The 14023-nt window shown below is 68.7% G+C and carries 10 protein-coding genes and 1 tRNA gene; 4 read left to right on the top strand and 7 right to left on the bottom strand.

The window, feature by feature from the left end:
* Together thrB and rho are read left to right on the top strand one after the other, a co-directional pair.
* Complete coding sequence (gene thrB / locus ACWD38_RS02830) at positions 1–921, top strand: homoserine kinase (RefSeq protein WP_450123254.1); 921 nt, start codon at positions 1–3, stop codon at positions 919–921.
* Positions 922–1777: 856 nt separating this feature from the next.
* On the top strand, positions 1778–3751 hold the full coding sequence (gene rho, locus ACWD38_RS02825) for a transcription termination factor Rho (RefSeq protein WP_184482089.1): 1974 nt from the start codon (positions 1778–1780) through the stop codon (positions 3749–3751).
* A gap of 117 nt (positions 3752–3868) precedes the next feature.
* On the opposite strand, the gene ACWD38_RS02820 is transcribed toward rho, so the two are convergent.
* Positions 3869–4786, bottom strand: a complete 918-nt coding sequence (locus ACWD38_RS02820) for a cation diffusion facilitator family transporter (RefSeq protein ID WP_184482091.1) — start codon at positions 4784–4786, stop codon at positions 3869–3871.
* Positions 4787–4946: 160 nt separating this feature from the next.
* Here ACWD38_RS02820 and ACWD38_RS02815 point away from each other — a divergent pair.
* Positions 4947–5019, top strand: a tRNA-Arg gene (locus tag ACWD38_RS02815).
* Positions 5020–5475: 456 nt separating this feature from the next.
* Here ACWD38_RS02815 and ACWD38_RS02810 read toward each other — a convergent pair.
* Positions 5476–6213: an SDR family NAD(P)-dependent oxidoreductase gene (locus ACWD38_RS02810; RefSeq protein ID WP_184482129.1), complete on the bottom strand. Its 738-nt coding sequence runs from the start codon at positions 6211–6213 to the stop codon at positions 5476–5478.
* Positions 6214–6555: 342 nt separating this feature from the next.
* Positions 6556–8013: an SDR family oxidoreductase gene (locus ACWD38_RS02805; RefSeq protein ID WP_184482131.1), complete on the bottom strand. Its 1458-nt coding sequence runs from the start codon at positions 8011–8013 to the stop codon at positions 6556–6558.
* 212 nt (positions 8014–8225) lie between these two features.
* Here ACWD38_RS02805 and ACWD38_RS02800 point away from each other — a divergent pair, with 212 nt between their 5' ends.
* On the top strand, positions 8226–8834 hold the full coding sequence (locus ACWD38_RS02800; RefSeq protein ID WP_450123213.1) for a GNAT family N-acetyltransferase: 609 nt from the start codon (positions 8226–8228) through the stop codon (positions 8832–8834).
* A 138-nt stretch (positions 8835–8972) separates the two neighbouring features.
* Here the strand turns inward: ACWD38_RS02800 and ACWD38_RS02795 are convergent, their stop codons facing one another.
* The 4 genes from ACWD38_RS02795 to ACWD38_RS02780 are packed head-to-tail and all read right to left on the bottom strand — an operon-like array spanning position 8973 to position 13850.
* The gene (locus ACWD38_RS02795) at positions 8973–10544 is read right to left on the bottom strand and encodes an ABC transporter ATP-binding protein (protein WP_343071561.1); all 1572 of its coding nucleotides are present in this window, start codon (positions 10542–10544) and stop codon (positions 8973–8975) included.
* On the bottom strand, positions 10541–11332 hold the full coding sequence (locus ACWD38_RS02790) for an ABC transporter permease (protein ID WP_450123212.1): 792 nt from the start codon (positions 11330–11332) through the stop codon (positions 10541–10543). Before ACWD38_RS02790 ends, ACWD38_RS02795 begins: the two co-directional genes overlap by 4 nt.
* Complete coding sequence (locus ACWD38_RS02785; RefSeq protein WP_450123211.1) at positions 11329–12276, bottom strand: ABC transporter permease; 948 nt, start codon at positions 12274–12276, stop codon at positions 11329–11331. The genes ACWD38_RS02790 and ACWD38_RS02785 overlap by 4 nt, the downstream gene beginning before the upstream one ends.
* Positions 12273–13850 carry an ABC transporter substrate-binding protein gene (locus ACWD38_RS02780; RefSeq protein ID WP_450123210.1) on the bottom strand — a complete coding sequence of 526 codons (1578 nt, stop codon included), beginning with the start codon at positions 13848–13850 and terminating at the stop codon, positions 12273–12275. The genes ACWD38_RS02785 and ACWD38_RS02780 overlap by 4 nt, the downstream gene beginning before the upstream one ends.
* Between the last annotated feature and the right edge of the window lie 173 nt (positions 13851–14023).

Raw genomic sequence — 14023 nt, 5'->3', positions numbered from 1 at the left:
CTGCGAGCGGGCGGCGGAGTGCGGGTCGTGGTGCCCGCCTCCACCGCCAACCTCGGTTCCGGTTTCGACGCGCTCGGCATGGCGCTCGCGCTGTACGACACGGTGCACGTCGCGGTCACCGACGGCCCGGCGGGCAGCGCGCAGGTGGTGGCCGAGGGCGAAGGCGCGGGTTCCGTGCCCACCGACCACGAGCACCTCATCGTGCGCATCCTGCACCGCACGTGGGCGGAGCTCGGCGTCCCGGCCCCGGCCGTCCGGTTGCGCTGCCACAACACCATTCCGCACTCGCGCGGCCTGGGCTCCTCCGCGGCGGCCATCGTCGCGGGCATCGCCGCGGCCCACGAGCTCGCCGGTTTCCCGCTGCGGGAGAACAAGAACCTCGAACAGGCGCTGCACCTGGCGGCCGAGTGCGAGGGCCACGGCGACAACGTCGCGGCGAGCCTGCTGGGCGGCGTGGTCATCGCCTGGCGCGACACCGACCGGTTCCGGGCCGCGTCCCTGCCCGCGCACCCCGACCTGCACCCGATCGCGCTCGTCACCGCCTCCGAGTCCACCACGCACACCACTCGCGGCCTGCTGCCCGAGCAGGTCCCGCACGCCGACGCGGCGTTCGCCGCGGGCCGCGCCGCCCTCGCCGTGCACGCCCTGACCAGCGATCCTTCGCTGCTGCTGGCCGCCACGGCGGACCGGCTGCACCAGGACTACCGGGAATCGGCCTGGCCGGGAACGGTCGAGCTGGTGCGGCGGCTGCGCGCGGCCGGCGTGCCCGCGGCGGTCTCCGGTGCCGGGCCGACGGTGCTCGCGCTGCCCGCGGGCGGCGAGCTCCCCGACACCGTCGACATCACCGGATTCACCGCGCTGCGCCTTCCGGTGGATCGGCATGGCGTTCAGGTGATATCGGAGCCCACTTCGCCGGAATGACCGCCCGGCCCGACCATTCCCGCCGGTGTGGTGGTACAAAGGACATGTCGGCAGAACGTCAGTGCTGTTCGGCAGGTGTTTCGACTCGGTGAGTGCTGTGGCGCGGCCGGTGTTTGAAGACACTGTGATCAAATGAGAGCATGCCGCGCTGCTGGAGGTTGTTGCACCTCGGTGGTGGGGCGTCTACCCTCAAGGTCAATCAGTCACCGCGCGCAGGGCGCCGGTGCCGTAACCGGGGCATCGTTCTCCGGGGCACATCTCTCGCTAGTGAATTGGGCTCCGCTCCACGTGGGTGAAGATCAGGATCGGCGAGTATCCGGTCGCGGTGACAGAGGCAGGAGTTGTCAACTCAATGGGGTTCGCGCGGGGCTTCCGACCTGTGAGTCCCGGCCGACGCAGCGTGGGGGCCTGACCGTGACGGTCACGCTCCTGGAGCGATCGACGCCGGTTCGGCGCACCCCGGTGCCTGTCGTCCCGATTCTGCGCAGCGGTATATCGGGCCGGACCGGAAATCACAGCGCTCCCCATGAACGACAACACCTGAGTGAGGCGGCAGCAAGGCGTGCATCGGCGAGTGTGGATCGGAGTGGATGCGTCGCACGTGCACCGTGGTTCTGACACGCAGAAGCGTGAAAACCGCACCGCGTAACGGCATTCGGACGAGCACATGACCCGGGTACCTCCCACCGCCCGGTGCTGCTGGTTCCGCCTGGTCGCCGACGTCGATCGAGCCGCGCGTGCGTGTTGAACTCGACCGGCATCAGGCTGGTAGCACAAAAAGGCCGTCCGTTGACAAGAGCGGGCGGGCAATCCGCTGGGTCGCGTAGGAGGCGCGGTCCGGTCAGGAAGGACATTCGTGAGCAACACCGAACTGTTGAGCAGCGAGACGACCAACGGCGTCTCCCAGGCTGGCCAGCAGGAGTCTGAGCAGCCGGCCGCGGGCGCCGAGACCAATGGCGCCCCGCGTCGCCGCGGAGGACTGTCCGGCATGGTTCTCGCCGAGCTGCGACAACTTGCCGGGGAACTGGGGATCGACACCAGCGGTCTGCGCAAAGGCGACCTGATCGCGGCGATCAAGGAACGGCAAGGCGGCGCGCCGGCCCGTTCCCGCCCGGCCAAGCAGCCCGCGCAGGAAAGCGATGCGGCGCAGGAAAGCGCGCCGAGCCGCGGCAAGGCCCACCAGCCCTCGCTCGACGAGTCCGATTCCGCGCCCCAGCAGCAGGAGGCGGCCGCGACCCCGGATTCCGGCACGAACGGCTCCGCGCCGACCCGCGGACGTTCCCGTCGGCAGCAAGGCGCCGAGCAGGGCGGCGAGGACGAAGGACGCCGCGGCGGCAATCGGCGCCGTCGCTCCAACAACCGCGGCGGCAACCAGGACCAGGACGGCGAGCGCGGCCAGGACCGGGGCGACCGGCAGGACAACCGGGGAGACCGGCAGGACCGGGGCGACCGGCAGGACCGCAACGACCGCGGCGGCCAGGACAACCGGGAGCGCCAGGACAACCGGGGCGGCCAAGACCGCAACGACCGGCAGAACTCCCGGCAGCAGCAGGACAAGCAGGACAACCGCCCGCAGGACGACTCCGATGAGGACGGCGGCCGCAGGCGCGGACGCCGGTTCCGGGACCGCCGGCGCAACCGGGGCCGCGCCGAAGGCGGCGGCAACGAGCCGGAGGTGCGCGAGGACGACGTCCTGCTGCCCGTCGCCGGCATCCTCGACGTGCTGGAGAACTACGCGTTCGTCCGCACGTCCGGCTACCTCGCCGGGCCGAACGACGTGTACGTCTCGCTGTCGCTGGTCCGCAAGTACGGCCTGCGCCGCGGCGACGCGATCAAGGGCGTCATCCGCCAGCCCCGCGACAACGAGCAGCAGCGGCAGAAGTTCAACCCGCTGGTCCGCGTCGACGCCATCAACGGCCTCGAGCCGGACGCCGCGAAGGGGCGGTCGGAGTTCCACAAGATGACTCCGCTGTACCCGAACGAGCGGCTGCGGCTGGAGACCGAACCGCAGAACCTCACCGGGCGGATCATCGACCTCGTCATGCCCGTCGGCAAGGGTCAGCGCGCGCTGATCGTCTCGCCGCCGAAGGCCGGTAAGACGATGGTGCTGCAGGCGATCGCCAACGCGATCACCACGAACAACCCGGAATGCCACCTCATGGTGGTGCTCGCCGACGAGCGCCCCGAAGAGGTCACCGACATGCAGCGCTCGGTCAAGGGCGAGGTCATCGCCTCCACCTTCGACCGTCCGCCGTCGGACCACACCACGGTGGCCGAGCTGTCCATCGAGCGGGCCAAGCGCCTCGTCGAGATGGGACACGACGTGGTCGTGCTGCTCGACTCGATCACCCGCCTCGGCCGCGCCTACAACCTGGCGGCCCCGGCGTCCGGCCGGATCCTCTCCGGTGGTGTCGACTCGACGGCGCTGTACCCGCCGAAGCGCTTCCTCGGCGCGGCTCGCAACATCGAGAACGGTGGCTCGCTGACCATCTTCGCCACGGCGCTGGTGGAAACCGGGTCCACGATGGACACGGTGATCTTCGAGGAGTTCAAGGGCACCGGCAACGCCGAGCTCAAGCTGGACCGCAAGCTCGCCGACAAGCGGTTGTTCCCCGCCGTCGACGTCGACGCCTCCAGCACCCGCAAGGACGAGATCCTGCTCTCGCCCGACGAGCTCGCCGTGACCCACAAGCTGCGCCGGGTGCTCGCCGCGCTCGACGCCCAGCAGTCGCTGGAACTCCTGCAGGACCGGTTGCGCAAGTCGCGCACCAACATCGAGTTCCTGATGCAGGTCGCCAAGAACACCCCCGGCGGCAAGGACGACGACTGACCGTCGCCCACCCGTCAAAAACCGGCCCGCACCCCACAGGTGCGGGCCGGTTTTTTCGCGCCCCGGTGCGAGCAAGGGAACCTTTCTGTCACCGGTGCGAGCAAGGGAACCTTTCTGTCACCAGGTCAGCCCCTGGCATCGGCGGGCGCACTCGGCGGGCTCGACCTGCAAGGTGGCGTGCTCGATGCGGTAGCGCTCGGCCAGCAACCGCTGCGCGGACACGAGCACGTCGCCGTGGTCGGCTTCGGCCGGAGTGGTGAGGTGCGCCGACGCGACTTCCATGCCGGAGGTCAACGTCCACACGTGCAGGTCGTGCACTTCGTTCACGGCGGGCAGTGCGGCGAGGTCATCGCGCATGGCGTGCACGTCGACGCCTTCCGGCGCCTGCTGCACCAGGATCCGCAGGGCCTGCCGCGCCAGCTTCCAGGTGCGGGGCAGCACGAACAGGCCCACGGCGACGGCGACGATCGGGTCGACCAGGTACCACCCGAAGGCCCAGGCGAGCGCTCCCCCGATCAGCACACCGACCGATCCGATGGTGTCGGCCAGCACCTCCAGGTACGCACCGCGCAGGTTGAGGCTCTCCTCCGCGCCTTCCCGCAGCAGCAGGAACGCCACCACGTTCGCCGCGAGCCCGGCCGCGGCGGTGAGCATCATCGGCAACCCGGCCACTTCGGGCGGCTGCTGGAAGCGGCCGATGGCTTCGATCAGAATGTACCCGGCGACGCCGAACAACAGCACGGCGTTGGCGAGCGCGGCGAGCACTTCGATGCGGTACCAGCCGAAAGTCCGCTTGGCCGAAGCGGGACGGCCCGCCGCGGTGATCGCGGCGAGCGCCATCCCGACGCCGAGGACGTCGGTGAGCATGTGCCCCGCGTCCGACAGCAGCGCCAGCGATGAGGTGAGGTACCCGACGGTCGCTTCGAGGACGAAGAACGCCAGCAGCACGCCGAACGCCATCGCCAGGCGCCGCGAGTAGCGCCCGGAGGCGCTGGCTGGTCCTGCTGCCGTCCCGTGGCCGTGGCCATGCCCCATCACGAGCCTCCCATCCGCACGACACCATGATATATAGCGAGATGCGCATGAATGCAACCATGCGTCCACTTGCTGGACGCGCCGATCACCGCGCGAACCGTCACCCCCTTCCGGTGCGCACCTGCGCGTGCGCTAGGCTGAATCACGTCAACAACAGAAAGCCCTCGTAGCTCAGCGGATAGAGCACTGCCCTCCGGAGGCAGGTGTCGCAGGTTCGAGTCCTGCCGAGGGCACATCGAATAGACGCACAAAACCGCCCCTGGCCAGCAAGAATTCGACTAGGGGCGGTTTTGTGCGTCAGCCACTTCCGGTACGTGTCTGCCGATCTCAGCCGATGGTTACGTGCAATGCGCGTGCACGGCCCTACTGGGCCCGGTATCCGAAGAAGTCCTCCACCTGCTTGCAGGCGATCACGTCTTGCCCGTGCAGGGTCCGAATCTTCGTTCGGGTCAAAGAAGATCACGGAATCAGCGCTGATCGCCTGACAACGTCTAGGGGACTGCGCGGAGCTCGAGCGGGCTGGGACGCCGACCCGGACGGGCACCTCGTCCCCGGCCGGCCGACGCAAGCCACGGGGTGAGGTGAGTCCGCGAACCGCCGGGGCGGCCCGACGCGCCCGAGCACCCGGGCGCGTCGGTTCACACCGGGGTCTGGTCTCCCAGCTGCTCGCCCGCGAGATGGTGCCCTGCTTATGCGGCCGTGTGTCCACCGTCGACGACGACCGTGGACCCGGTCATGTAGCTCGAGCGCGGCGAGGCCAGAAACAGGATCGCCTCGGCAATCTCGCCCGCCTGCCCGACTCGTCCGATCGGGTTGGCGGCCCCCGAGTCCGCGAGGGTGCTCTCTCCTACCTCGTCGAGCAGCGACGCCGTCTGAGTCGCGCCCGGCGCGACGGCGTTGACGCGGACGCCCCGTGAGCCGAACTCGACCGCCCAGCTCCGCGTCAGCGCCGAGAGGGCACCCTTTGTGGCCGCGTACGCGGCATTGCCGGCTTGTCCGGTCATCCCAGCGGTGCTGGTGACGAGGACGATGTTGCCGTGGCCACGCGCCAACATCGCAGGCGCGAGGGCCGCGGTAAGGAAGAAAGGGCCGCGCACGTTCGTATCCATCATCGCCCCGAACAGTGACGGGTCCTGATCGACGGTAGGGGAGAACGGGAAGATTCCCGCGTTGTGGATGAGGACGTCAACAGGCTCGACCTGGCGGGCGAGATCGCGCACGGAGGTCATGTCGCTCATGTCGGCCGCAACGAAGGACGCCTTACGGCCCGTCTGTCGCGCAAGAGCCGATGTCGCTTCGTGGCCGCGTTCGCGGTCTCGTCCCGTGATGGTGAGCTCAGCACCCTCGGCCAGTAGGCGTTCAGCGGTGGCGAAGCCGATGCCGCTGGTCCCACCGGTGAGCAGAATTGTGGTGCCGTCGAATTCCATGGTCGCCCGCTCCTTGTGTGGTGGTGGTGTGGATGAACGTGGCCTGGTTCGCCGAGTGTGCCAAGGCCCGGTGACAACTAGCGCGACCAGAGCCGGTGCTGCGACGACGAGGCTTGTGCCGACTGCACTGATGTCGCAGGTTCGAGTCCAGCCGAGGGCACCCGAAATAACGAGAATGGACAAGGCGCTGATCAGCGTTCTTGTCCAACTTGGTTTTCAAGGGATGTCGATTCGCTCTCTCCCTGAAGACCACATACCGCGCTTCCCCGGTCGAACAGCGCACAAGTCGCCTCAGGCCACGATCGCAGCGAACGCCTCTGACCGGTCAGCGCCCCGCAAGCGTCACTCTCCTTCTGAAGCAGCGCGGAGGACGTTCCGCGCCATTCCCCCGAAGATCAATCCGTGGAACGGGACGAGGCACCACCAGTAGACGTGCCCCGCCAATCCGCGCGGAACGAACACCGCGCGCTGGCGGTAGTGCGATCCGCCCGCCTCACCCGGCGCGACGACGAACTCGAGCCACGCGCGCCCCGGCAACCGCATTTCCGCCCGGAGCCGTAGGAGCCGTCCCTCGTCGAGCGCTTCCACGCGCCACCAGTCGAGCGCCTCTCCCACGCGCAGGCGCTGCGCATGGCGACGCCCCCGCCGCAATCCAACCCCGCCGGAGATCTTGTCGAGAGCTCCCCGCACCGCCCACAGCAGCCACGGGGAGTACCACCCGTGCTCGCCGCCGACGCCCTCGACGACGCGCCACAAGCGATCCGGGGCGACCGGACTCCACTTCTCCCGCACATCCGCGTAGACGGTGCCGCCCGACCAAGCCGGGTCCGACGGCAGCGGTTCGGAAGGAGCGTCCGCCGGGGCCGCGTCCGACCATCGGGTCTCGGTCTCCGCGTTCCGGATCTTGCTCAAGGCCAGCTCGACGGATCTGTCGTAGCCGGTCACACCCCCCGCCGGCCGGGGCACCACCTCGTCGATGTCGCTCTCCGAGCAGACCGCCTCGTGGATGAGGGACTCGATCAGCGGCGCCCCCACCTTCTTCGGCACCGGAGTCACGACGTTGATCCACTGGGCGCTCAGCCAGGGAGTGAGCACACCGACCGGCAACATCCGCCTCGGCGGCAGACCGGCGACGACCGCGTAGCGGCGCATCATCTCGCCGTAGGTCAGGACGTCCGGGCCGCCCACGTCGAAGGAGCGGTTGATCGATCGCGGTACGCGCGACGCCGCGACCAGGTAGTGCACCACGTCCCGCACCGCGATCGGCTGCACCCGGTTGTGCACCCAACGCGGGGTCACCATCACTGGAAGCCGCTCGGTCAGGTGCCGCAGCATCTCGAAGCTGGCCGACCCGGAACCGATGATCACCGCGGCCTGCAGCACGACCGTCGGAACACCGCTTCGCAAGAGGATCTCGCCGACCTCAGCCCGCGAGGCCATGTGCTCCGACAGCTCCTCCACCGGCGGATGCACGCCTCCGAGGTACACGATGCGCTGAACCGACGCCTCCCGGGCCACCTGCCCCATGATCAGCGCCGCTTTCCGGTCCCGAACGGCGAAACCGGACTCGGCCATCGAATGGACCAGGTAGTAGACGACCTCGACCCCCTCGCACGCCGCGGCCACGTCCTCCTCCCGCAACAGGTCCCCGCGAACCACGTCCACCCGATCTCGCCACGGCACGTCCCGCAGCTTCTCCGGATCCCGCACCAGGCACCTGACCTGCCGACCGTCCGCCAGCAACTGCGGCACCAACCGCCCACCGACGTAACCACTCGCCCCGGTAACCAGACACACCATTCCTGCAGCCTGCGCCCACCCACGAGCCCCCGCAGCCCACGGCGAGGAAGGGAACCTTCCTGTCACGGGTGACAGGAAGGTTCCCTTCCTCGCACCACCACGCCGTCCCCGACCGGCGACTTATTGAAAACGAGAGTCATTGTATTGTGGGCTCGGCGCACCGGAAGTCGCGTTCCTCGGCGACTCAGGCGCGAGAGCCCGATGGAGAGCACATGGATCATCAGGAAGAGCATCGAATCGGCGAGTACGTCGTGCGGCGAGCCCGCATCGACGACGTCGAAGGCGCCCGGCGGGTCATGCTCGACACCTTCTACAAGGAGTTCGGCCACGGCTACCACGCCCGCTGGCACTCGGATGTCGTGGACATCGAAGGCGCGTACCTGAACAACCCCCGCCACGCGCTATTCGTGGCGGTGCGGGACGAGCAGGTCGCGGCGACGACGGCCATCCGCTCCGGCGGCCCCCGCTGCCCACCGCACCCGGAGTGGCTGGCGGCCCGCTACGGGGATGGCCGGACGGCCCAGTTGTTCCGCGTCTACGTGGACCGGGAGCACCGCCGCCACGGCCTGGCGAGCGCACTGGTGTCGATGGCCTGCGACTTCGTGTCGGAGACACCGGAGTACTCGGCGATCTACCTGCACACGAACCCCGCGATCGAGGGCGCCGCACCGTTCTGGCAGAGCGCGGCGACGGAGATCTACGACGCCCGCCAGGACCCTCGCTACAGCCCCAGCGTCCATTTCGAGATCGCGATCCCGGGCCGAGCGGGAGCGCTTCGCTCGAATCCGGCCGCCCTCTCCGACATCGACTACGCCGGGTGACCTAGACGGCAAGATCGGGCGACGCGAGCTCCACCCTCTTCAGTGATGACGAACGCACGTTCGACGGCGAACCATGGAGGCATGTTCACCTCCGCGCACCGCACGCCGCCGGGTCGTCCGGGAATCTCCGCCGCACGCTCAGGTTCGAGCGATTCGGCTCGTCGCCGCCTCGATCAGCGCGCACGTCATCGAATGCTGTGGAGCACGCAGCACTTCCGAGGCCGGTCCCCGTTCGACGATGTGGCCCTCATCGACGATCACGACCTGCTCGGCCAGGTCGGCCACCACGCCCAGGTCGTGCGTGATCACCACCAACGCGCACTGCGCAGCGGTCTGGAGCTCCTTCAGCACGCCGAGCAGTTCGGCTTGAGTGACCGTGTCCAGTCCGGACGTGATCTCATCGCAGATCAGGACCCGTGGTTCAGCCAGCAGCGCCCGAACGAGCGCAGCTCGTTGCAGCTCGCCACCGGACAACGACTCGGGCAGCCGTGCCGTGATCTCCGGGCCGAGTCCGATGCGCCGGAACCACCCGTCGGCCTGACTGCGAGCCTCTCGTCGATCAACGCCGCGAAGCCGTTCGGCGGTTCTGGCGACCTGGTCGATGACGGGCGCGAACTCGTTGAACGATGCGCGGGCGTCCTGGAAGACGTATTGGATGTCGGCCAGTTGTGCTCGGGTGCGCCCGCGCAATCGAGCGGCGAGCGGCGTTCCGTCGAGCAGCACTGCCCCGCGCCGGGGCGGGTGCAGCCCGGCGAGGCACCGGGCCAGCGTCGTCTTACCGCTGCCGGAACGGCCCACAACCGCGATGCGCTCGCCCGCTGGAATTTCGAGCGACACCGAGTGCAGCGTCTCGGTGAACCTTCCCCGTTCACGGTGGCCGGCGATCAGTTCACGCGCGGAGACCACCGCGGGTGGCGGGTCGGCCTCGCTCGTACCGAGCGGCGCCCGGCTGTCGGGCTGCGACTCGACCAGCAGCCTCGTGTAGGCGTGCGTCGGCGAGCTCAGAACCTCGGTGGCGGGGCCGGATTCGACCACCGCCCCGGCTCGCATGACCAACACGTGGTGCGCCAGCTGCCGCACCACGTCGAGGTCATGGGTCAGCAGCAGCACGGCGATCCCCAGCTCGGCCAGGCTCCGCAGTTCCTCCACGATCTGCCCGCGCGTAAGAGCGTCCTGCCCGGTCGTGGGCTCGTCAGCGATCACCACGACCGGGTCGCACACCAGCGCTTGAGCGAGGAGGATGCGCTGCTGCTGCCCACCGGAGAGCTGGTGCGGGTAGCGGTTGAGCAGGGTGTCCCCATCCGGCAGCTGAGCTCGGCGCAGCGCTGTCGAGACCTTGGTGCGCACCAGTTCCTTGCGCTGCGCGCGCGGAACCGTGCCGATGTGTCGGCGCGCGATCTCGCGCAGCACCGAGCCGACACGGCGGACCGGGTTGAGCGCCGCCGAAGGGTGCTGCGGGATGTATCCGATCCGCCCGGGCGCAGGTGGCCGGTCCGCAGCTACGCGATCGCCGGCCACGACTACATCGCCGTCGACGTCGGCACCGGGCGGGCGTTCACCGAGCAGCGCGAGTCCGGTGGTGGTCTTGCCACTACCGGACTCCCCCACCAACGCGGTGACCTCGCCGGCCGCCATGGCGAACGACACTCCGGCGACCACGGGCCGGGTGTCCAGCGAGACCGTCAGCTCGCCGACATCGACGACGTTCACGCGCGCACCTCTCGCCGGTTCCTGCGCAACAGCTGGTCGAATGCCAGGTTGACCCCCACCGACAATGCCACGATCAGCAGTGCGGGCAGCACGACCGCCCAGGGCTGGAGGAACAAGCCGGTGCGGTTGCGATCCACCATCGCCGCCCAATCGCTGGTCTGCGGGGACACCCCGACACCGAGGAAGCTCGCCGACGCGACGAGGTAGACGGCGCCGGTGAACCTGGTCCCCAAATCCGCGGCCAATGTTCGCACCATCGCCCGCACGACATAGCCGAGGCCGATGCGGACGTGGCTCTCCCCTTGGAGTCGCATCGCCTCGACCGCGGGTCTCGCTGAGATCGCGAGCGCCGAGGCACGCGCGATCCTGATGACATCCGGAAGGTTGATCACCGTGACGATCACGACCAACGCCCACATGACGTTCGGTGCCGTGGAAGCCAGCAGCAGCAACAGGAGCATCGACGGCACCGCCAGGACGATGTCCAACGGTCGCATCACCGCTTCGCCCAGGAACCTGGACCGGCTCATCCCCACCGCCACCCCGATCGGTACCGCTACGAGGTACGTGCACAAGGTCGCAGCCACGGCGATCAGCACCACCGAGCGGCCGCCCAGGAGCACCTCGTTCCACACGTCCCGGCCGACGAAGTCGGTGCCGAACAGGTGCCCGGGCCCGCTGCTGAACGCGATGTCCTTGTCCGAGTTGGCGGACGCGAAGACCGGACCGACCGCCGCGAGCACGATCGGCAGGGCGATCAACGCCGCTGGGATCACGAAGCGCCTCATCCGTCAACCTCCGCGGCCGGCGCCAGAAGGCGAGCAACGATGTCGGCGGCGAGGTTCACCAGCACGGTCACGCTCGCCAGCACCAGGGACAAGCCCTGCACCACCGGGAGATCACGTGCGGAGACCGCCTCGATCAGCGTCGTGCCCAGCCCTGGGATCACGAAGATCGCTTCCACGACGATGACGCCGCCGATCAGCCAGTCGGTGGTCCGCGCGAGTTGTTGCACGGCGGGAACGGCGGCGTTGGGCAAGGCGTGGGCGAGCTGGACGCGCAGGGGTGGCAGCCCGCAACGCCGCGCCTGCTGCACGAAGCCCGAGTGCAGCGCTTCGATCATCCCTGCGCGGATCAGCCTGCTCAGGGAGCAGATAGGACGGAGCAACAGCACCAGCACCGGCAGCACCAGCACCTCCGGACGGCTCAGCAGGGCGCTCCCTCCGACCGCCGTCGGCGGGAACCAGCCGAGCTGCACGGCGAACACCGTGACCAGCAGAATTCCCATCGCGAACTCGGGAACCGAGTACAGGCCGAGGGTCGTGGAGGTGATGACGCGATCGACGAGGCGACCTTCCCTGTTCGCGGCGAGGATTCCGAGGCCCAGCGACACCGGCACGACCAGGGCCAACGTCAGCATCGCCAGCAGAAGCGTGGGGCCGACGGACGAACCGATGATGTCCACGACGGAGCGAGGCCCCACCAGCGACCGGCCGAAGTCGCCTTGGACCGCCCTGAACATCCATTCACCGAGACGGTGCCACCACGGCGCGTTCAGCCCGAGCTGCTCACGCATCAGCTCGATGATCGCCGGATCCGGGTTGTCCCCGGCGGCGGTGACCGCCGCATCCCCCGGCAACGCCTCGGTCAGGAGGAACACCAGCACCATGGCGAGGAAGACCTGAACGACGCCCAGCAGTGCTCGTCGAAAGACGTAGCGCGGAAGGTTCACCCCATCCACACCTTGTCGAACCGTGCCCAGTCCAAGGTGTTCGCCGGCGCGCGGTCATCGATGCCGCCCACCCTGTTCGCCGACGCCACGATCCAGTCCGACACGCCCCACCACAGGAAGCCGCCTTCTTCGAACAGTTCGCGCTGCATCTCCATGTAGAGCTCGGTGCGAGCACGTTCGTCCGGTGTGGCCTGCGCCTGGTGGTAGAGCTCGTCGAACTCGCGGCGCTGCCATTTGGTGTTGTTGGTCGTCGAACCGGACAGCAACCGCTGCGAGATGTGCGACTCGATCGGCATCGCTCCGGATCGGTAGCTCACCACGGACCCCCGATCGGCGATGTCCGACCAGTAGGTGTCCTTGTTCCCCAAGGTCACCTTGACGGTCACACCTGCCTGCTTGGCCTGGTCCGCGATGGCCAGCGCGGCTTCGCGCAAACCGGGCGACGCTTCGGAGGTGAGCAGTTCGACCGTCAGGTTCTCCGCGCCCGCCTGCCGCAACAGCGCCCTGGCCTGGTCCAGATCCTGCCGCCGCTGCGGCAACGCGTCGTTGTAGTACTGGTAGTTCTTGCCGAAGAGGTCGTTGGCGACCTCACCGGATCCCTGCAGCACCGAGCGGACGAGTTCCTCGCGGTCGATCAGGTGGAAGAACGCCTGTCGCACCTCGCGCCGGTCGAACGGCGGGCGGTCCACCTTCATCGCCAACGCGTGGAAGTTGCTCAACGGCAGCCGGTGGATCTGGATCTGACCGGCTTCCTCGTGGCTGCGGGCGGTGGTGGCGGTCAAGTCGTGCGCGTAGTCCGCCTGGTCGCCGAGCAGCGCGTTGACCCTGGCGGATTCGTCATTGCTGACCAGGATTTCCAGCTCGTCGAGGTGTGGTGCGCCGTCCCAGTAGTCCGGGTTCCGCGCCGCGAGGAAACTGCGACCCGGCTCGAACGAGGTGAACCGGAACGGACCTGAGCCGATGGGCCGGTCGAAGTGCTGCGCGCCCTCCGGAACGATGTAGGCGCCCAGGGTGGCGAGCGCGTTGGGGAACTCCGCATAGGGGCGCTTCAGCCGGAACTCGACGGTGCGATCGTCGATCGCGCGGCTGTTGGCGAGATCGATCACCGAGAGGCTGGCCTTGGCGCGGCGAGTGCTGTCGGGTCGCAGGATGCGCGCGTAGCTAGATAACACGTCGTCGGCGCGCAACGGCTTTCCATCGTGGAACGCGGCCTGCCGGAGCGGGACCCGCCAGGTCAGCAGGTCCGCGCTCGATTCCCACCGTTCGGCCAGCCGCGGCTGCGGCGACATGTCGGATCCGTAGTCCGCGAGCTTGTCGAACAACGCCTTCGCCCTGGCGACCTCGGCGTACAGATCCGTGGTGTGCGGGTCCAGCACCTCATCGGCGCCGCCGCCCGGGAACACCGCGCGCAACCGGCCCCCGGGCCGCGGCGCCCCGGCACTCGAGCCGGAGTTACCCGTCGCACATCCCGACACCCCCGCCGCCAGCGCGGCCGCAGCAGTGAGCCCCAGGAACCCCCGCCTCGTCACCGGGCTCCGATCAGACGAGTACACGGCCGACCTCTCGGACTCCATGCGCAGCCCTCCATTCCGGTTCCGATGCCTTCACCGCCGGCCACCCGACCAGCCACACCAAAAGAAAACGATAATACTTTTCAACAACCCCCGAAAGGGGATCTACCTCACGCCGCGACACCGCGAGGAAGGGAACCTTCCTGTCACGGGTGACAGGAAGGTTCCCTTCCTCG

Source organism: Saccharopolyspora sp. NPDC002578, assembly GCF_053592695.1.
Note: the sequence above shows the minus strand (reverse complement) of the source record. Positions and strands in the feature narration are given on the sequence as shown.